This window comes from Picosynechococcus sp. PCC 11901, assembly GCF_005577135.1.
Lineage (GTDB): Bacteria > Cyanobacteriota > Cyanobacteriia > Cyanobacteriales > MRBY01 > MRBY01.
This window is the reverse complement of sequence record NZ_CP040360.1, coordinates 1,204,908-1,222,414: the sequence shown is the minus strand read 5'-3', so window position 1 is coordinate 1,222,414 and position 17,507 is coordinate 1,204,908. Positions and strand designations below refer to the sequence as shown.

Sequence of the window (17,507 nt, the reverse complement as noted above, 5' to 3'; positions counted from 1 at the left end):
GCCCAAATGTCTTTAGAGAACCAGACCCAAAAAGAAAGGCTATGTGCTGTGATACGACAACTCCATACCCAGGGAAAATCACCGGCCACTTCAACGAATTATTCATTTTTGGACGAAGATCAAGTTATTTTTGTCTCCCGCAGTGGCGTTGATAAATCTCAATTTCAACCGGAGGATTTTATTGCGGTAGATACAATGGGTTTGCCGCTGCCCCCCGATGAAGGAATTAAGCCTTCGGCAGAAACTTTAATTCACTGCTTTATTTATCAAAACTTTCCGGGAATTACCTGTGTGTTGCATACCCATTCAGTGGCGGCAACGTTGTTGTCTGGGATATTTGCGGCGAAACAGGCTGTTACTTTTAGCGGCTACGAGGTAATTAAGGGGATTGCGGGTCAAACCACCCACGAAACGGCGATCGCCTTACCGATTTTCGCCAATGACCAAGACATGAAATCATTTTGTCAACAACTCGCCCAGCGACAAGAAGAGTTAAGCAATTACGGCTTTTTGATCGCAAAACATGGCCTTTATGCCTGGGGAGAAACCATGGCGATCGCCAAGCGTCATCTAGAGGTTTGGGAGTTCATGTTAGAATGCGAGCTTGAGCAATTGAAAATCACGCCCCCCTTGGCTGCCCGATGACGACGTTATATCAGACCGAATCGAAACAAACCCTGACCGACACCACGACGATCAAAGATTTTTTAAAAAGCCATGGTATTTGGTTTGAGCAATGGGAAACGCCTGCCCAATTAACCCAGGAGGCGTCCCAAGCAGAAATTCTCGCCGCCTATGCCGATGTGCTAGATCCTTTCATGGCGGCCAATGGTTACCAAAGCGCCGATGTGGTGAATATCCACAGTGGCATTGAAAACTACCAAGCGATCCGCGAAAAATTTCTCGCAGAACATACCCACTCCGAAGACGAAGTGCGCTTTTTTGTCGCGGGTCAGGGTTTATTTTGGTTTAACCTCGACGGTACCGCCGTGTTTAATGTTTGTTGCGAAGCGGGCGATTTAATATCTGTCCCCCAAGGTACTAAGCACTGGTTTGATGCGGGGCCAGTGCCCAATGTGAAAGCCATTCGTATTTTCTCGGATACCGCAGGCTGGACGCCCCACTACACCGGCTCCCAAGTTGAACAACAATACCGCGCCATCACCCTATGATTCAGTTTGTCTTGATGGACATCGAGGGCACAACCACCTCCGTGAGTTTTGTGTTTGATGTGTTGTTTCCTTACTTTCGGGACAATATCCAAAGCATTGCCAGCCGGGCCGAGGAACCAGAAATTGCGGCAATCCTCAAGCAAGTGCAAGATTTAATTCTTGCCAAAACCGGAATATCTCTCGATCAAACTGGGGCGATCGCCACATTACACCAATGGTCAGTAGAAGACCGCAAAGTTCCTCCCTTGAAAGCAATGCAAGGATTTTTGTGGGAAGAGGGTTACAAAAACGGCGATTTTCGGGGCCATGTTTATCCAGATGTATTGCCCAAACTAAAAGAGTGGCAAAAAGAAGGCATCCAGTTGGGGATCTATTCCTCTGGCTCGGTTAAGGCCCAAAAACTCCTGTTCGGCTACTCTGACTACGGCGACCTCACGGGCTACTTCAATTACTTCTTTGATCTCAAGGTCGGCCAAAAACGAGATGTGCAATCATATCAGGCGATCGCCCAGACTGTGCAACTGCCCCCTGAGGCAATCCTGTTTCTATCGGATGTCCCTGCCGAATTAGACGCCGCGATCCAAGCCGGATACCAAGCATGGCAACTCGTCCGCCCCGGAACAACTGCTTCTCCGACCCATCAGCAAGTTACGGACTTTGGGGCAATTACAAGCCTGCATTAAGGGGGTGCATTGCTGGCATCGCTCAACATCGCAATTCTAACCTCAGCCCTAGCCATACCCCTCCAATCTTTTATCCCCCACGGGATTTATTCGGCTCCTTTGGCCTTTTTGATTTCTGCTTTGAGCTCTTCAATTTGGCGACGCAAACTGTCTAGATCACTCTCATCTTCGGCATTCACGTCTACTGAACCAGCGCCCGCTTGGGCATAATGACCCTGCTTAATCCGTTGATATTCCTCAGAAGCTTCCCAGGTCTTGATAAAACTCAAGCGTTCCACCGGGAAAGGATGGCTTAAAAATGTTCCATTACCGCCGTTATAGATCAAAAACTTATAAATCTGGTTCAATTGATCCTGATCAAGTTCATCGTAATCCTGGGACTGTTGGGTAAACTCAGTCAAACTCATTTCGTGGCCGTATTTCGTACTACCGCCGGCGAGCTTCATCATGGTATGCAAAATGGGGTTGAGATCATCCATCACCAGGAGAGCGGCCCGATCCGCCGAAAGTTCTGCCTTCCGCCGCCATTCATAAAAAGCGTAAAGTAACCCTGTGGTGATGACATTACCGAGGCCAAGGGTGATTTCTCCCAGGAAAGAAGCTGCCCCCATGGCCCACATTGCCATTTGGATCAAGATCGTATGGTCGCATTTTATGTGGCCCAACTCGTGGGCCATTACCGTCCGTAACTCTGTTTCATCAAGTAAATCCATTAACCCCGTATTCACCACAATGTAAGGATGATCATGGCCGAGGGCATAGCTATTCACCATCGGATTTTGGTTGACATAAAGGGTCGGCTCTGGGGAAATATCCAAATCATGGACACATTCCCGAAACATGCCGTACAGGGTTGAATACTGACGGGGGCCAGCTTTGATATTGTTGCCCATTAAAAAAACCTGCTGGGGTCGTTCGTAGATATATTCCACAAAACGACTGGCCAACAGCTTAAAACCGGGCAGATTACGGAGGGCTTCTTCCGCTTGGCGATCGAGGGGATGACGAAAGGCTTCGCTAGAAATTCCGGGATAGGTCGGCATTAATACTTCCTTTACCGCTCTCAATCCATGGGAACGGCTTTGCTAGACAGTGGCTTTTTCTAACATTAGCTTAGATGACTTGATCGCGTCCGGAATTTCAATGGGATAGTGACCATCGAAGCAGGCAGTACAGAAACTAGAAGTGCGTTCGTTGGTGACATCCAGCATGCCCTCTTTGCTAAGGTAGGTGAGGGAATCAACTTCAATTTGTTTTTCGATTTCAGCCAAGGTCTTTGTTGCGGCAATCAGTTGATCTTGGCTGTCGGTGTCGATGCCGTAGAAACAGGGATGGGTCACAGGGGGCGAAGAAATGCACATATGGACTTCGGCGGCCCCAGCTTGCCGGAGTGCCCGGACAATTTTACGGCTGGTAGTGCCGCGCACAATGGAGTCGTCCACGATGATAATTCGTTTACCTTGGAGGACATCTTTTAGGGGGTTGAGCTTCATGCGGATCCCTACTTCCCGCATGTGCTGGGTCGGTTGAATAAAGGTACGGCCTACGTAGCGGTTTTTAATGAGTCCTTCCCCAAAGGGAATCCCAGAGGCACGGGAAAAACCAATGGCGGCGGGAATGCCAGAGTCAGGAACCCCCATGACGAGATCGGCTTCAATGTTGGATTCTTTGGCCAGTTGCGCCCCCAGGCGGAGACGGTAACTAAAGAGAGTTTCGTCGTGGACAATGCTATCGGGACGGGCAAAGTAGATCATCTCGAAAACGCAGAGCTTTCGGTCTGGTTTTTCAGACCACTGCTGGGCAGTTAGGCCAGATTCGGTAATCCAGACCATTTCGCCTGGTTCGACGTCCCGCAGATAGTCCGCACCAATGATGTCGAGGGCACAGGTTTCAGAAGCCAGAACATAACGGGTGCTGCCATCTCCCTCGGTGAGAGTCCCAATGACAAGGGGACGAACCCCCTGGGGATCCCGCGCACCAATAATGCCGTCCGGGGTGCCGATGACTAAGCTATAGGCACCGGAGCAGAGATTAAAGGCTGCGATCGCCGCTTCAGTCCAATCCTTTCCCTGATCGACATAGATGGCGATCGCCTTAGCGATCATTTCTGAGTCTGTGGTCGTCTGAAAATCTAGACCATCGGCAAGGGACAACAACTTATCCTTCAGCTCGATGGTGTTCACCAGGTTGCCGTTGTGGGCGAGGGCCAAAGTCCCCAGGCGAGTTTCTTCAAGGGCAGGCTGGGCATTGCACTTATGGCTAGAGCCAGTTGTGGAGTAGCGGTTGTGGCCCACAGCCCAAACCCCAGGCAGTTCCTGCAGTTTTTCTTCGCTAAAGACTTGGGAAACAAGGCCCATACCTTTGTGCACGTGCATTTGCGTACCGTCAAAGGTCGCGATCCCTGCGGATTCTTGCCCCCGATGTTGGAGCGCGAAGAGTCCGAAATATGCCAGTTTTGCCACTTCTTCCGTTGGGGCATAGATGCCGAAAACACCACAGTATTCCTTGGGTTTGTCGGGAAGATCGTTGGCATAGACAGTTTGAGGGACAGTCATCCTACAGGTTGCACTCCTAGTTAGTGGGTGAAAAAGAGTAAGGAAATTCAGCGGTTACGATGGCTACAATACCACGTCAATGAATGCCTTGAGGGACAAAATCCACAAAGGCTTTAACCCCACTTAATCTCGTTTTAAGGGTCGCGGCATGATTAATGGGGGCAAAGGAGGAAAATATTCCTTGGGTAAGTTTATTTTAGGCCAGAATTTTGCTATGCGGGGATCAAAGTTTCGCAGTGATCCCTAAAGTCGTTGTTGGAGGCTGCGACCATGGGTATCTGTGCCGCAGGTGAGCCATAGATTGTGCCGATGGCCAAGGGCAGCCACCACCGGGGTATGTTTTTGGCTAGGCACCCAGGGTTTTGGGTTGTCGTAGGCGTAATAGGCTTCTACACCATCAATGTTAAGGGATGCTGCTGCCGGGATTAACTCCGTGGCAGGACGACGATAACGGGCGGGATGCGCCAGAACAGCTAACCCTCCAGCGGCATGGATCGCGTCAATAATCACTGCTGCTGCGGCGCGATCGCCTTCCGGAATTTCCCGGTTAAAGTAAGGGGCGATCGCACTGTGATCGGGGTTAAACCCATAGGCAAGGATATGTACTGTGGTGTCAAGGAGGATGCCGTTAATTTCGATGCCCGTCCAGAGGTGGGGCAAGGGTCGTGTCGTCTCGTTCTGCTGTCGGCTGAGGTAGCCTTGGGCCTGTTGGTAACCTTGGAGCGTGTGGTGGTCAGTGATCGCAAAGCCTTTTAGACCGATGGCGATCGCCTGGTCAACAATTTCTGCTGGGGTGAGCTGACCATCGGAACAGACCGAATGCATGTGGAAGTTGTATTGATTGGGGCAACTGGTTGCCGTTAGACTGCGCCAAGCCTTTTCGAGCGCTTGCAAATCTTGAGCCGCACTTGGAACAGACAAAGTAGAAGTCATGGCGAAGGCGATCTTTGGCGATCGCAGATTTAAAGGGCGAGCGGGATGGTAATAAAAGGGTAAAGAAAACCTGAAAAAAAGATTAGATATTGCAAATTGTTACAAACAAGATAGCAAAGATTTTTGCCCTTGGGCAGCACCATAAAAAAATCTCCCCGCGTCCTCAATGACCCGGAGAGAAAGAACCCGATCCGCATTGCCGAAAATTCAAGCAAACAAGAGCCAGGTGAAGCCGAGAAAATTAAGCTTAGGAAATCCCCGCATGACCCATCGCAAGGCCTGCCACCAGCATCCCCAACACCAAAAAAGGCTGGGCACTGGCTTGGTATTTCACATCATTTTTCAGGGGATCCCGCAGGAAATACATATCTTGGAAGGTAATTTGGGGAATCACAAGCAGCAAGAGAATCGTGGCATATAACTGTTCGTGGATACTGACCAGGTAACCCGCAATGCCCACCTGAAAAATATCAATCATCAGCACACAAATCCAAGCTGCAGTTCCGACTCCAAACATGACCGGGAGAGATTTTAAACCCAGTTGGCGATCGCCTTCGACGCTCTTGAAATCATTTACAACAGCAATCCCTAGACCCGCAAAACTATAGATCAAGGTCACCACCATCACCGTCGGCGTCAACGTCCCAAACAGCGCGTGGCCAGCCCACCAAGGTAGCGCAATATAACTCGCTCCCAAGGCATAGTTCCCAAGCCAACCATTTTGTTTCAGCTTCAGCGGCGGCGCAGAATAAATGTAAGCAATGAAGCAGCCCACCACCGTTAAAACCAACATCACGGGGAAATCATGGCCAGCCCAAAGATCAAGGAGATAGCTCAAACCGATGCCAGAACCCAGGAGCACAAGAATTTGCGTCACCACCTGGGGTACGGAAATAGCCCCTGAAGGAATGGGGCGGTAGGGTTCATTGATCGCATCAATTTCCCGGTCATAGAAATCATTGAGGGTTTGGGTATAGCCCGTGAGTAAAGGCCCTGACAACAACATACAGGTCATGGCCTTGAGAAAATCTTCGACTCCCCACACATAGCCACCGGAGGATGCTGCCCCGCAAACGACCCCCCAGATCAGCGGAATCCAGGTGATGGGTTTCATTAATTGCAGGCGAATTTTCCAGATGGAGGTTTCCCCCCCAGCGGCGCCTTTCATGCCGAGGAGTTGGCGAGCTTTAGAACCCTGTTCCTCTGGGGCTGTGGCTGGTTTTGTGTCTGGATTAGGCGTTTCTGTCATGGCGTCTGGATTGGAATATTTTGTACAGAAAAAGAGCGTAAAGGAAAACCACTCGTCATTGGGCATATTACGCCGCAAGGGGTTTATTTTAACCTAGTCCCCGGTGGGATTTTGCCAATGGGTGAGCCTTGGCTCAAAAAGCTCAAAACACCGTTATGCTGAACATGACCGTCTCTAATGAAATTTACGCAAGCAATAACTGATGCAAGATACTGTGATTGTGCCCCTGGATGTGCCGGATCTCCCTGCGGCGATCGCCTTAGTCGAGAGCTTACCGGAGGTCACTTTCTGGAAAGTGGGCCTAGAGTTATTTGTCGCCACTGGGCCGGATATTTTGCGCTATCTCAAAGACCAGGGCAAACGCATTTTTCTTGATCTCAAATTCCACGACATTCCCAATACCGTTGCTGGTGCCTGCCGTTCGGCACGGGCCTATGGGGTCGATCTGCTGACTATCCACGGTGCTGCCGGGGCGATCGCCTTAACGGCTGCCAAAGAAGCCCTCGGAGATTCTCCGACTAAACTGATTGCGATTACCGTCCTCACCAGCATTAGTCCAGACCAGTTGCGGGACGATTTGCAAGTGGATCTGCCCCTCGATGCCTTTGCCCAACACATGGCCAACCTGGCCCAAGGCGCTGGGTTAGATGGGGCGGTGTGTTCTCCCCAGGAAGTGGCGATGCTGCGGCAATGTTGCGGTCAAAATTTCACCTTGGTTTGTCCAGGGGTACGGCCCACCTGGGCTCAATCAGGGGATCAACAGCGGGTCATGACTCCCCAGGCGGCAATCCAACAGGGGGCAAATCACCTCGTCATTGGCCGACCGATCACCCAGGCCGCAGATCCCCAAGCGGCTTGGCAGAAAATTCAAGCAGAGTTGGCGATCGCCTAAATCATTCACCCCAGCAAATCCAGAGACGGAAGACTAAAGATACAATGGCTTAAGTATTCCTGCTTACATTTAGGATTGATTTCACACTAATTACCTATGGTTAGCTTATCGGCAGTCAAAACCTCCATTGAAACCCATCTTTCCGGAGCCCAAGTGTTCGTGAAAGATCTCACCGGTGGCGGCGATCACCTAGAGGCCATCGTCGTTTCCCCCGACTTTGCAGGTCAATCCCGGGTACGCCAACACCAAATGGTCTATGCTGCCCTCAAGGAGGATTTAGCCTCTGAAGCGATCCATGCTTTAGCCCTGCGGACTTTCACCCCGGAGAAATGGGCAGAAGTGGGTCAACCCACTTAAACGGTCGGGGAAACAATGTTTTCCTGAACCCTTGTCAACCCATACTATGAGGAAAAATAGATGTCTTTAACCCCTGAAACCCGCGAAAAAATTGATCAATTGGTCAACAGCAGCAAAATTTTTGTGTTCATGAAGGGCAGTAAGCTAATGCCCCAATGTGGCTTTTCTAACAACGTTGTGCAAATTTTTAACAGTCTCGGCGTTGAATATCAGACCTTTGATGTCCTAGAAGACTACGATGTGCGCCAAGGCATTAAAGAATATTCCAACTGGCCGACGATTCCCCAGGTCTATGTCAATGGAGAATTTGTTGGTGGTTCCGACATCATGATCGAGCTTTACAACTCGAAGGAACTCCATGAGATGCTTGAGGTCGCCCTCGCGTCCTAGGGCGATCGCCTGTTCGAAAACGAAAAAATAACTTTGGGAAACAGCGCCATATACCTGTGAAGTCAGAGGCTGTTTCCCTACATTCTGGCCGTCTCAGATAGGCCAAAAATCCCCAGGTTATGCTTAGCCCCGATCTCTATAAGCGCCTACTACGAGGGGAGAAGCTTGCTGCCGAGCTCCCCCCGCTACGTGCCGGTCACCGCCGTTACATCACCGTTTCTGGTGTCAAAAGTATACCTACCAAGCATCCCAACTTTGATAGGGTTCCCTGGCTTTTTCGAGTCAGTGGCTACGAATTACGAGAAGAGCTGCTTGATGAGTATCCTGGCCTAGAAAGTCTTCGGGATTTCCAGAGTGAAGTGGTTGGGGAGGATCACCTTGAAGCAACGGTTGAACGCCTTGCCGGTCAGGCCGTGACCCTACAATCTGCTTCCATTGTCGATGCTCCCTGGTAAAAACAACGCCCCAGGGACAAAATTCCCTTGCCCCGACGGCAGCCTTAGTAATAGAAATCTGTTTCCGTTTGAGTTTGGGGGTAGGCCATCTCAAAATTGGATGGATCCCGCAGAAAACGAAAAACCTCTTCTTCTAAGCGGTGAATCTTATACACTTCAAGGGCTCCCGTGTGGTGAAGACAGGCAATATAACCGTCCATGTATTGACGAATATCTTCATAGCGGTTGCCTCTGCGCCACAGTTCTACCATGGCGTCCGTTAAGCGTTGATAGTAGCGGATGGTGAGACTGTCTTGGAGCATAGTCACGGAAGATTAAAAAAACAGTAGATGAGTCTGGGTACAGAGGGAAACGGTTATCGTGTCACCTGATACCTGTTTCTCTTGGCCCTATTTTAGCGATTTTTGTGAATTGGCGCTGATTTTTTTCCCTTTTAAAGGAGATCTCGGCTCTTCGTGCAACAACAAAAATCCCCTGCAAATACCCTAATTGCCGATAATTTTTCTTAAAGCAATATTAAGTTTTACCAACAAAAAAATAAAAGTATTTCCCAAAATTAATTTTTACACCACGGGGGCGATCGCCGTTATTTTTTCGCTGAACAACACCAGTAAAAAAGCATGGTTGCCCATGCTAAGTTTTTTGCCATCAATTTTTTGTTTTTAAAGCCATTTCTTTGTCGGCCAGAGAGCCAATCCCGACTATTGGGGATGAATCTCAGAATAGGTCGTTGGCAGCGGGGCGATCGCCGTTGGTACTTTTTGGGCCACACATTCCAACGAAAAAGATTTTTCGAGCAATACTAGATCCGTTGTGGGTTCCCAACTGTCTTCAAAAATAGGGAGTGCAAAGGGGCAGCTTGTCCAGTCCCCTGCCGCAAACGTTTCAAAGCGTTTACAGATGCCGCCACGACGCCCTTCAGCCTGAAAACAACGACAATGCTTACAAGTGGAGACTGAGCAACTTTGCGGTTTCATAAACGCTCCCCTAGGGACCCCATGTCATAAAAATTTTATTTATGTTTTCATTATGTGACTGTTACCCAGATCACCAGATCCCCTGAAGCTTAATCCCTGCCCTTGATTAACCCGGATCAAGGCACAATTAAAGTTTGTTTTTTTTTTATATTTGATGTTTCAACTTCTTAACAGTAATTTTAAATAGGTATATGTGCCTGTAACCCCCTAAGATATGGCAAAAACGCAGCCAATTCACTATGGGGATCATTTAACAATCAAGATGTTTTTTCTCTGTATTTCCCCAGAAAAATAAAATAAGCCAGTGATTACGTCCAAAAAACCTTGGCGATCGCCAAATTTTTACCGAACATTTCAGAATTCCCACAGTTCGGCAGTCGCGATTCCGGCGCTTTGCTTTATTCCCTGCAAAAAGTAAGTTAGGGATCATCCTCAGGGGGAGCATTTTCTGGCTCGGTAGAAGTGTCCGGGGCCGAAGATTCGGGAGGAAGGCCCAAACCTAAGGGTTGTTGTTCCTGCCAAACCTGCACAATGCAAAAGCTACAAACCTGCCACCGTTTTAGTTCCCCAGGGGGCGTCGCTCTTTGGCAACGGGGACAGGCAGGTAACCCAGCGAAGAGTTGCTGTTGGGTTTCGGCCCAGTGGCGCGCGGCTTCGAGGGGATCTTGATTTGTTTGACGAGTATCCGGGCGCTGGGGTTGGTCTGGACGAGGGGGGATCTGGCTCGGATGGGGGAGATTTGGGTCGGCGGCCAGGGGGGAATAGGCAGGCCGTCGGTGCCAATGGACGGTAGAAAACCGGAGATCCTTGAGGGGAGGGTTTAGTTGGGCATTGAGCTGGGCCAGCAGGTGGCGGCGCTGGAGATTCAGATGCTGTGACCAGGTGTGATTGGGGGTGGCGACCCACAAAACGTCATCAATGATCCGAATGGGATGACTGTTCGCCAGACTTTTTTTCGGCAGGATCTTTTGCCAACGCTTATTAACGGCTGTAAAACGTTTTTGGTGCGCCCAGGCGGGTTGGTCAAGCAGATGGTTGAGGAGATGATCAATGGATTGGAATCCCATGGGGCGTCGGAGAATGCAGGGCAAGGGACAAGGGAAAATGGCGAAAGGGCGATCGCCTTTTGTCTGTGACTACCACATTACCTCTGGGGAGAGAGAACGATAAAATATGGGGCAAGTCTTTGGGGTTTGTTCACGATGGCTCGTTCTTCCCAGCGGTCTCGCACCACCGAAAAAGTCCTTGATGTCAAAACACGCATTGCCCAGAGTCATTATGGTCTTTTGGGCCTATCACCGACGGCATCGCCGCTAGAAATCCGCCAACGTTACCGGGAACTCAGCAAGCAGTTTCACCCCGATACGACGGTTTTACCGGAAGCGGAAGCCACGGCAAAATTTCAACGTCTCAATGAAGCCTACGGCATTTTAAGCAGTCCGGAGCGGCGATCGCTTTACGATTTGCAGATTGGGTTTTCTCGCTACAGTGTGATCCAACCTTTGCAAAATGAGCAGGGAGAGCGTGGTTATTCAAATTCTGCCTATCTAGATCCGACGGATCGGCCCCTCTCGGCGGGGGAAATTTTCGCGCTTTTTATTATGGGTTTAACTTTTGTCGGTTGTGTATTGTTGGCGATCGCCCTAGGGATTAGCCGCCAAGACCTAAATCTAGAGGGATTGTTTTAGGGTTGCAGTGCAGTTGTCACCAAAAAGAAATTGGTAGACTGAACTGTGGCCTTTTGAGCCAAGCCAATCACCCTCTACCAAAACCATGTCCACGATGCCTTCCCTTGATAGCCCCCTCTACAACCATCCCCTCCCCAAAATTGAGCAGTGGCTCCGGGAGATGGGCTGCGAGCAAGATCCCCAAAATCTCCACTGTTGGACAGTCGGCCGCCCTGGTTGGCAAGCAGAAATTCGCCTCGAAATCGAAGAGCTGGCGGTGTCCTACCTCAAAGCGGGGGCCGATGGTTCTGACATTGAGCGTTCGTTTAAATATTCCCTTAGCCGTCGAGATATTGAAGCTGCTGTTTTTTCAGGGCCTTAAGGGTTTCTGGTTGCAAATCCGGCAGCGTAACAACTGCCAAAAAGCCTTCCTGGGCCTGGGGTGGCGCGGCTTCGAGATCATGGATCATTTTTTCGATAATTTCTGGGGGAACCTGGCGCGATCGCCTTTGGTTACGAGCCAAGCAAACCTCTAAAGGACAAGCTAAATACCAAGCCAGCCAATCCATGGGCGGGCATTTTTTTAAAAAATCTAATCGCCAGGGTTGATGGCAGTTGGTGGCATCATAAATGACAGGTTTTCCCTGGGCGATCGCCTGGTGTAGCCGCCGTAGCACAATCGCCTCAATGGTGGGCCAATCCCCTTGAATCCCTGGGTCGCCGTACAATTGCGCCCGAATCCCATCGGTAGAAATTAAGCAAGCCTGGGGCATAGTTTGGCGCAACCACTGGGCAAAGGTAGATTTGCCAGAACCAGGGGCACCAATGAGAAAATGCGATGGGGGTTGTGCCGAGGAAAACACAATCAGTTTGAACTCATAGTTTTGCGTAATATCGACGAATCAACGGGGATAGATGAAAACTTTTGCTGAGATGACAATGGGACGCTGGCTCGCCTGCGGGGGCTTGGCACTCTTGATTTTTTTTATGTTTTTGCCGCCGAGTTATTACCTTATGGCCGCCTTCCCTTGGATCTTACTCTGGCAGGGGGGATTCTTACTGTTGGGCTTTGCCCTCTTGGTGATGCTCCGGAAATTTGAGCTGCCTTTTCGTCCCCTAGGCTATGGTTTGGATTGGGGCATTTTAGCGGTGGCGATCGCCTGTGGACTATCCACCGTATTTGCGCCGTTTAAAGGGGTTGCCCTATTTAATCTCGTCACTGTTTCCGGGTATGGCGTTGCCCTTTATGCTTTACGAAACTTCGGAGGTTTGGGTTTTTGGACTTGGCAAAATCAATGGCGGGGCCTTGTGGGGCTGGGTTTTGGGATCAGTTTCGTGAGCCTGATTGGTTGGTTAATGACCGCTGGCGAACTAGAACGCAACTCCATTCCCCTGGGCCATCACAACTTTATGGCGGCCTATTTCTGCCTTGTGTTACCGATTATTTTGAGCTTTGCCCTTGCCCACCGCGGAAAAATGCGAGGCCTGCTCTTGGTGCTAAATGCTCCCCTCCTCTATCTCCTCTACACTTGCTCTTCTCGGGGGGGGTTTGTGGGGTTATTTTTGTGGGCGATCGCCACCATTGCCTTCGTTATTGGCCGCACAAAAGGTAAAAAACGCTTGATTTCCGGCACCATTGCCCTATTTCTGTTGGGGATCATGATGACAGCGGGATTACAACATCCCCGGGTGCAGCGGCTGATTCAAATTAATCTCAACAATGGCCTCCCAACGGTGCAGTTCCAAGTGGATGGGGAAACCGAAGACCGCTTATTTATGTGGCAGGCGGGCTTAAATATTTTGCGAGATCGCCCTTTAACGGGGGTCGGCCCTGGGAATATGTCCCGGGAATATAACCTCTACCGTCCGATCAATGTCGGCTCTGGAGCCGCTCACATCCAACAACTCCACAGCAATCCGATCCAACTCCTGGGAGAACTGGGTTTAATCGGTGGGGTGGCGATCGCCTTTTTCTTGGTGCAGCTAATTCGGCTCGGTCATCGTATCCATCGCCACACAGATAACCCGCAAATCAAACGGTTGCTCTATGGTTTGGGGGGCGGTTGGTTTGCCTACGCCATGGCGACCCTCACCGATTACCAATTAGAAAATATCCCGATCAGCCTTACCCTAACTTTGACCATTATTTTGCTGCTGAGTGTTGCAGATCAGATTTTAAACGAAGTCACTCCCCAACCCTTGCCCGTCCCCCAGCGTCGTTTGTGGAGCTTAGGAAGCCTCGCTGGTTTTTTAGGGGCTTTGTTAGTTGCAGTGCCCTACAGTGCTGGGATGTATCTTTTTTCGCGGGGGCAGACCCTCTGGGCCAATGGGCAACCGGAAGCAGCCTTTACCGCAGTGAACCGCGCCTATGCCCTCAATGGCTGGAATGTGAACTATCCCCTCCGCTTGGGCCTGTGGCTGTGGGGAACGCGCCAGGCAACGGATAACCCAGAAAGCAACCAACAAACCACAGAACTGGCGGCGGAATATTTTCTCGATGCCCACTCCCTGATCCCCAACGATTACTATGCCAACGTTAATACAGGGGTTGTCCTGCGGGAATTAGACCCAAGCTTGGCGCAACCATACTTTGAACGGGCAATCCAGTTACTCTCACGGGAGGCAGAACCCACCTATTTTCTCCTCGGTCAAACCTACCTCCAGACCGATCAACGGGAAAAGGCAATCGCCGCCTTTGCGCTCCAGGGCTTAGTTGACCCCAATATCATGACCCTCGGCCAATGGGAACAAGAACCCTTTGTGGCGGTGCGGGTGGAGGCTGTCGAAGCGTCCCTCGCTTTGTACCAGGAGCTACTTGAACGCCTTGATCCCCAAGATCCTTACATCATCACCCTCCAGGAACGAATGGCTTGGTTGGCTTGGTGGCATAGTCTGCCGATTCCCCACCGAGATCATCTCAGCCAATTTTCACCGATGGTGCAAGTGTTGATTTTAGGCGATCGCCAACCCGAACAAGCCTTGGAAATCATCGACCAACAAATTACCCAAAACCCAGACAATAATACCCGTTGGCTCATTCTCAAGGCCTGGTTTCAGCCGGACTTTAATCTAAATCTAAACCTCAAACAAGCCGATGCAGAAGACTCCCAAACCTATCTCCTGACCTCCCGCCGTGCCGAAGGGGTGACGCTCCAGACATGGCTGAAGCAGATTGCCGAACTTGCCAAACCCGTCGGTAGTGAGCGCCTAGCCTCTCGACTGCTTTACCGTAGTGAGGATTTTGAAGCGGTGGATACGGTGTTGCGTCCCGATGATCTCCAGACGTTTCGTCTCCTGTCATTGTTGGGGCTGGGAAGTGGTTATCCCCGCACGTTCCCGGTTTTAGATCAGCTGATCAACGATGTCCGTACCGAGGCGTTGGACCTGCCTCACCCCACTGAAAACGGTTTCCAACTCAGGGAACAATAGATTTCACGGTCAACATTTAAGCGCAATTTAAAAATTTCATGGGTAATGCATCAAAAACTTGGCTGCTGGGCCTTGATCGCCAGATCTGGATCCTCGCCGCAGGCCGACTCCTTTCCCAGATTGGCACCGGGTTCACTGCCTTTTATGCGCCAATCTTTTTCGTAAATCAGGTGGGCCTATCAGCGACCCAGGTGGGCCTTGCCTTAGGGAGTGCCTCGGTTTCGGGGGTTGTGGGCCGTTTTTTAGGGGGAACAGGGGCGGATAATCCAGCCTGGGGACGCAAAAAAACGCTGCTGGCTGCCGCAGGGGTTTCGGCGATCGCCGATGTGGCTTTGGCAACGGCAGATACGTTTTGGCTCTTGGTGTTGGGAAATTTGTTAATGGGCTTGGGGATCGGTCTGTATTGGCCTGCGACAGAAACAGTGGTGGCAGATCTAACCAGCGGTAGTCAGCGTAATGAAGCCTTTGCCCTGGTGCGCCTGGCAGATAACATTGGCCTCGGTACAGGGGTGATGCTGGGGGGCTTGATCATTGCGACGATTCAAAATTATCGTTTGCTGTTTGTCCTCGATGGCATCAGTTTTGTGGTGTTCTTTGGGGTGATCTGGGTGGCGATCGCCGAAACCTACCAAAGCCACGAGGATGTCCAAGCTGAAGGTAATAGCTGGTTAACGGCCCTCCAGGATCAACGGCTGGTAATTTATATGGCGGTCAATGTGATGTTTACGCTGTATATCGCCCAGATCCAAAGCACCGCGCCCCTATACCTCACGAATTTCATTGAATTTTCGCCCCAGGTGATTAGTGGCCTGTTTGCCTGGCATATCGTGTTTGCTTCCGTCTGTCAGTTGCCCATTGCCCGGCGTTTAAATGGCTTGAGCCGACCCCATGCCCTGATGGTTTCCCTCCTGTTATGGGGCATGGGTTTTACGGTGATGTGGGGAGCGGGTATTGGTGCAATTCCGGCCCTGGTGGGGGCGATCGCCAGTTTGGGGATTTTAGCCCTAGCCACCGATGCCTATACCCCAGCCGCTTCTGCTTTAGTGGTTGATCTCGCCCCAGCCTCCCAACGGGGTGTTTACCTCGCACTGAATTCCCAATGTTGGGCGATTGGCTATTTAATTGGGCCACCGATCGGCGGTTGGGCCTTGGATCAGGTGCCGGCGATCGCCCATGGATTTTGGCTGGCGGGGGCAGTGAGTATTGTTCCTTGTCTGTTGACCTTGCGGTACCTCGAAACCCTTATCACCCACAAAAAAACGGAGGGTTAACTCCGTTCAATGGTTAATTATTTCCTGTAAATTCACTAAGTCTGAGAAACAAAACTTTCTTCTTCTCCCTGGTGGGTGGTTTTAACCCACTTGAGCCGTTTGGGGCGCACCGACATCCGGGCCGTAGTCAGGGGCATCACGACCATCCAGTGGAGCATATAAACCATCGTCAGACCACAGGCCGTAAAAATTTTCGTGACCTTCGCCCAAGTCCAGGGCAACTCGTGATAGACACGCATATTTCCCTGCACCATTGCCCAGAGGGAAAGGCCGAGGGCGAGGGTCGTCATCGGCATCAGGACGGGTAAATGGCCCTTCAGTGCCGCAAAAATAAAGTCAGGGATAGCCGCAGTGGGGAGCAAATACTGCATCAAGATGAAGGAAAAGAGATCGACTTTTTTACCAAAGCCGAGGCGCTTATTCGAGAAATATCGCCAATAGTCGAGGTAGCGCTGGTAACCCCCTTCGGCCCAACGACTGCGCTGATGCCAGAGGGCGATCGCCTTGGTAACTCCTTCTTCGTTAACGGCGGGATTAAGCAAAAAGCCAATTTTCCAATTGTCCAGGTGAAGGCGGATCGTCAAATCCAAATCATCGGTGATCGTTTCTTCGTTCCAACCACCACATTGATCCAATGCAGAACGGCGCACAAACTGACCATTGCCCCGCAGTTCACCGATGCCCCCCAGGGCAATTCGTTGTTGTTGAAAATAACTGTCGAGGATCATTTCTGTGGCTTGACCCTTCGTCCAGAAATTTAGCGGTTCATTGGCGATCGCCTTCCGGACTTGGATCGCCCCGACATTTTCATCGGCAAAGAGGGGCACCACATGGCGCAAAAATTCCGGCGGTACCGTGGCATCAGCATCAAAGACCGCAATAATTTCGCCCTGGGTTTGGGCTAGAACTTGGTTGAGGGCACCTGACTTCCCACCACCGGCATTGGGAGAGCGATGCACCACCTTTAACTGGGGATACTCCAGAGCCAATTGATCGAGGATCTGGGGCGTTTTGTCGGTGCTGGCATCATCAATTAACCAGACCTCACATTTCGCCGTCGGGTAATCCAATTGGCAGAGATTTTTTACTAAACGCCCAATGACGGCTTCTTCGTTCTTCGCCGAGACAATGAGGGAAACGATGGGTGCAGTGGTTAAATCTGCGTCAGCTAGGGGTTGGGGTTGAGGATCGGGCTGGGCGCTAACCAAACGGATGGCCTGAATCAAAAGCAGACCCGTAGCTCCCAAAACCGCCGTTGACCCCCAGCTCACACTGTGGAGAACAAAGGCGATCGCCCAGATGAAACTGAGCATCAAGGCTGACTTTTTGCGACGCCCCCCTAATCCCTGGAAAAAATCACTCCGAAATTCCGCTTCGGCTACCTCTGGATCAGTCAGTTCATCTAAAAAAGCCCCAAGGGGATCGTGATTGTCATCGGTTTGCCAGGGTTGATTTGCCATGCGGAGATTCTCCTCTT

At 50.8% G+C, this 17,507-nt stretch carries 20 protein-coding genes; 11 read left to right on the top strand and 9 right to left on the bottom strand.

What is annotated here, in order from left to right; genetic code table 11:
- Positions 1 to 6 precede the first annotated feature (6 nt).
- The 3 genes from FEK30_RS06855 to mtnC are packed head-to-tail and all read left to right on the top strand — an operon-like array spanning position 7 to position 1,855.
- Entirely contained in the window at positions 7 to 645 is a 639-nt protein-coding gene (locus FEK30_RS06855) for a methylthioribulose 1-phosphate dehydratase (protein ID WP_138072543.1), read from the top strand.
- Positions 642 to 1,172 carry a 1,2-dihydroxy-3-keto-5-methylthiopentene dioxygenase gene (locus tag FEK30_RS06850; RefSeq protein ID WP_138072541.1) on the top strand — a complete coding sequence of 177 codons (531 nt, stop codon included), beginning with the start codon at positions 642 to 644 and terminating at the stop codon, positions 1,170 to 1,172. The genes FEK30_RS06855 and FEK30_RS06850 overlap by 4 nt, the downstream gene beginning before the upstream one ends.
- Positions 1,169 to 1,855, top strand: a complete 687-nt coding sequence (mtnC, locus tag FEK30_RS06845) for an acireductone synthase (protein WP_138072539.1) — start codon at positions 1,169 to 1,171, stop codon at positions 1,853 to 1,855. The genes FEK30_RS06850 and mtnC overlap by 4 nt, the downstream gene beginning before the upstream one ends.
- Positions 1,856 to 1,941: 86 nt before the next feature.
- Here mtnC and FEK30_RS06840 read toward each other — a convergent pair whose 3' ends face one another.
- From FEK30_RS06840 to chlG, 4 genes are all read right to left on the bottom strand, one after another.
- Complete coding sequence (locus tag FEK30_RS06840) at positions 1,942 to 2,898, bottom strand: M48 family metallopeptidase (protein WP_138072537.1); 957 nt, start codon at positions 2,896 to 2,898, stop codon at positions 1,942 to 1,944.
- Between the two features lie 42 nt (positions 2,899 to 2,940).
- Positions 2,941 to 4,410, bottom strand: coding sequence for an amidophosphoribosyltransferase (gene purF / locus FEK30_RS06835; protein ID WP_138072535.1), 1,470 nt, complete (start codon positions 4,408 to 4,410; stop codon positions 2,941 to 2,943).
- 243 nt (positions 4,411 to 4,653) lie between these two features.
- On the bottom strand, positions 4,654 to 5,343 hold the full coding sequence (locus tag FEK30_RS06830) for a PHP domain-containing protein (RefSeq protein WP_138072533.1): 690 nt from the start codon (positions 5,341 to 5,343) through the stop codon (positions 4,654 to 4,656).
- Between the two features lie 247 nt (positions 5,344 to 5,590).
- The gene (gene chlG, locus FEK30_RS06825; RefSeq protein WP_041443765.1) at positions 5,591 to 6,592 is read right to left on the bottom strand and encodes a chlorophyll synthase ChlG; all 1,002 of its coding nucleotides are present in this window, start codon (positions 6,590 to 6,592) and stop codon (positions 5,591 to 5,593) included.
- Between the two features lie 202 nt (positions 6,593 to 6,794).
- Here chlG and pyrF point away from each other — a divergent pair, with 202 nt between their 5' ends.
- The 4 genes from pyrF to FEK30_RS06805 all read left to right on the top strand — a co-directional run bounded on the left by pyrF (position 6,795) and on the right by FEK30_RS06805 (position 8,686).
- Entirely contained in the window at positions 6,795 to 7,484 is a 690-nt protein-coding gene (pyrF, locus tag FEK30_RS06820; protein ID WP_138072531.1) for an orotidine-5'-phosphate decarboxylase, read from the top strand.
- A 96-nt stretch (positions 7,485 to 7,580) separates the two neighbouring features.
- Positions 7,581 to 7,841: a BolA family protein gene (locus FEK30_RS06815; RefSeq protein ID WP_012306177.1), complete on the top strand. Its 261-nt coding sequence runs from the start codon at positions 7,581 to 7,583 to the stop codon at positions 7,839 to 7,841.
- A 60-nt stretch (positions 7,842 to 7,901) separates the two neighbouring features.
- Positions 7,902 to 8,231, top strand: coding sequence for a Grx4 family monothiol glutaredoxin (gene grxD / locus FEK30_RS06810; RefSeq protein ID WP_012306176.1), 330 nt, complete (start codon positions 7,902 to 7,904; stop codon positions 8,229 to 8,231).
- Positions 8,232 to 8,350: 119 nt separating this feature from the next.
- Positions 8,351 to 8,686, top strand: coding sequence for a hypothetical protein (locus tag FEK30_RS06805; protein WP_138072529.1), 336 nt, complete (start codon positions 8,351 to 8,353; stop codon positions 8,684 to 8,686).
- A 44-nt stretch (positions 8,687 to 8,730) separates the two neighbouring features.
- Here FEK30_RS06805 and FEK30_RS06800 read toward each other — a convergent pair whose 3' ends face one another.
- From FEK30_RS06800 to FEK30_RS06790, 3 genes are all read right to left on the bottom strand, one after another.
- Positions 8,731 to 8,988 carry a DUF6761 family protein gene (locus FEK30_RS06800; protein ID WP_012306174.1) on the bottom strand — a complete coding sequence of 86 codons (258 nt, stop codon included), beginning with the start codon at positions 8,986 to 8,988 and terminating at the stop codon, positions 8,731 to 8,733.
- A 399-nt stretch (positions 8,989 to 9,387) separates the two neighbouring features.
- Positions 9,388 to 9,663 (bottom strand): hypothetical protein, encoded by a 276-nt coding sequence (locus tag FEK30_RS06795; protein WP_062432330.1) that lies wholly within the window; start codon positions 9,661 to 9,663, stop codon positions 9,388 to 9,390.
- Positions 9,664 to 10,082: 419 nt separating this feature from the next.
- Positions 10,083 to 10,730 (bottom strand): DciA family protein, encoded by a 648-nt coding sequence (locus FEK30_RS06790; protein WP_138072527.1) that lies wholly within the window; start codon positions 10,728 to 10,730, stop codon positions 10,083 to 10,085.
- Positions 10,731 to 10,865: 135 nt separating this feature from the next.
- Here FEK30_RS06790 and FEK30_RS06785 point away from each other — a divergent pair, with 135 nt between their 5' ends.
- Both FEK30_RS06785 and FEK30_RS06780 read left to right on the top strand, forming a co-directional pair.
- Positions 10,866 to 11,351 (top strand): J domain-containing protein, encoded by a 486-nt coding sequence (locus FEK30_RS06785; protein ID WP_062432325.1) that lies wholly within the window; start codon positions 10,866 to 10,868, stop codon positions 11,349 to 11,351.
- Positions 11,352 to 11,436: 85 nt separating this feature from the next.
- Positions 11,437 to 11,712, top strand: coding sequence for a DUF3143 domain-containing protein (locus tag FEK30_RS06780; RefSeq protein ID WP_030005814.1), 276 nt, complete (start codon positions 11,437 to 11,439; stop codon positions 11,710 to 11,712).
- Here FEK30_RS06780 and FEK30_RS06775 read toward each other — a convergent pair.
- Positions 11,669 to 12,193, bottom strand: coding sequence for an AAA family ATPase (locus FEK30_RS06775; RefSeq protein ID WP_138072525.1), 525 nt, complete (start codon positions 12,191 to 12,193; stop codon positions 11,669 to 11,671). The two genes, FEK30_RS06780 and FEK30_RS06775, sit on opposite strands and share 44 nt — an antisense overlap.
- Before the next feature lie 52 nt (positions 12,194 to 12,245).
- Between FEK30_RS06775 and FEK30_RS06770 the strand changes: the two genes are divergently transcribed.
- Positions 12,246 to 14,759, top strand: coding sequence for an O-antigen ligase family protein (locus FEK30_RS06770; protein WP_138072523.1), 2,514 nt, complete (start codon positions 12,246 to 12,248; stop codon positions 14,757 to 14,759).
- A gap of 38 nt (positions 14,760 to 14,797) precedes the next feature.
- A complete protein-coding gene (locus FEK30_RS06765) occupies positions 14,798 to 16,030 on the top strand; it encodes an MFS transporter (protein ID WP_138072521.1) in 1,233 nt (410 codons plus the stop codon).
- Between the two features lie 35 nt (positions 16,031 to 16,065).
- Here FEK30_RS06765 and FEK30_RS06760 read toward each other — a convergent pair whose 3' ends face one another.
- Positions 16,066 to 17,490 carry a glycosyltransferase family 2 protein gene (locus tag FEK30_RS06760; RefSeq protein WP_138072519.1) on the bottom strand — a complete coding sequence of 475 codons (1,425 nt, stop codon included), beginning with the start codon at positions 17,488 to 17,490 and terminating at the stop codon, positions 16,066 to 16,068.
- Positions 17,491 to 17,507 lie beyond the last annotated feature (17 nt).

Coding starts and splice junctions, on each gene's coding strand:
- FEK30_RS06800 (WP_012306174.1), bottom strand. CDS start 8,988: ATGCTCCAAGACAGTCTCACCATCCGCTACTATCAACGCTTAACGGAC.
- FEK30_RS06805 (WP_138072529.1), top strand. CDS start 8,351: ATGCTTAGCCCCGATCTCTATAAGCGCCTACTACGAGGGGAGAAGCTT.
- FEK30_RS06780 (WP_030005814.1), top strand. CDS start 11,437: ATGTCCACGATGCCTTCCCTTGATAGCCCCCTCTACAACCATCCCCTC.
- FEK30_RS06795 (WP_062432330.1), bottom strand. CDS start 9,663: ATGAAACCGCAAAGTTGCTCAGTCTCCACTTGTAAGCATTGTCGTTGT.
- purF (WP_138072535.1), bottom strand. CDS start 4,410: ATGACTGTCCCTCAAACTGTCTATGCCAACGATCTTCCCGACAAACCC.
- FEK30_RS06830 (WP_138072533.1), bottom strand. CDS start 5,343: ATGACTTCTACTTTGTCTGTTCCAAGTGCGGCTCAAGATTTGCAAGCG.
- FEK30_RS06790 (WP_138072527.1), bottom strand. CDS start 10,730: ATGGGATTCCAATCCATTGATCATCTCCTCAACCATCTGCTTGACCAA.
- FEK30_RS06760 (WP_138072519.1), bottom strand. CDS start 17,490: ATGGCAAATCAACCCTGGCAAACCGATGACAATCACGATCCCCTTGGG.
- grxD (WP_012306176.1), top strand. CDS start 7,902: ATGTCTTTAACCCCTGAAACCCGCGAAAAAATTGATCAATTGGTCAAC.
- pyrF (WP_138072531.1), top strand. CDS start 6,795: ATGCAAGATACTGTGATTGTGCCCCTGGATGTGCCGGATCTCCCTGCG.
- FEK30_RS06850 (WP_138072541.1), top strand. CDS start 642: ATGACGACGTTATATCAGACCGAATCGAAACAAACCCTGACCGACACC.
- FEK30_RS06785 (WP_062432325.1), top strand. CDS start 10,866: ATGGCTCGTTCTTCCCAGCGGTCTCGCACCACCGAAAAAGTCCTTGAT.
- FEK30_RS06840 (WP_138072537.1), bottom strand. CDS start 2,898: ATGCCGACCTATCCCGGAATTTCTAGCGAAGCCTTTCGTCATCCCCTC.
- chlG (WP_041443765.1), bottom strand. CDS start 6,592: ATGACAGAAACGCCTAATCCAGACACAAAACCAGCCACAGCCCCAGAG.
- FEK30_RS06770 (WP_138072523.1), top strand. CDS start 12,246: ATGAAAACTTTTGCTGAGATGACAATGGGACGCTGGCTCGCCTGCGGG.
- FEK30_RS06815 (WP_012306177.1), top strand. CDS start 7,581: ATGGTTAGCTTATCGGCAGTCAAAACCTCCATTGAAACCCATCTTTCC.
- FEK30_RS06855 (WP_138072543.1), top strand. CDS start 7: ATGTCTTTAGAGAACCAGACCCAAAAAGAAAGGCTATGTGCTGTGATA.
- FEK30_RS06765 (WP_138072521.1), top strand. CDS start 14,798: ATGGGTAATGCATCAAAAACTTGGCTGCTGGGCCTTGATCGCCAGATC.
- mtnC (WP_138072539.1), top strand. CDS start 1,169: ATGATTCAGTTTGTCTTGATGGACATCGAGGGCACAACCACCTCCGTG.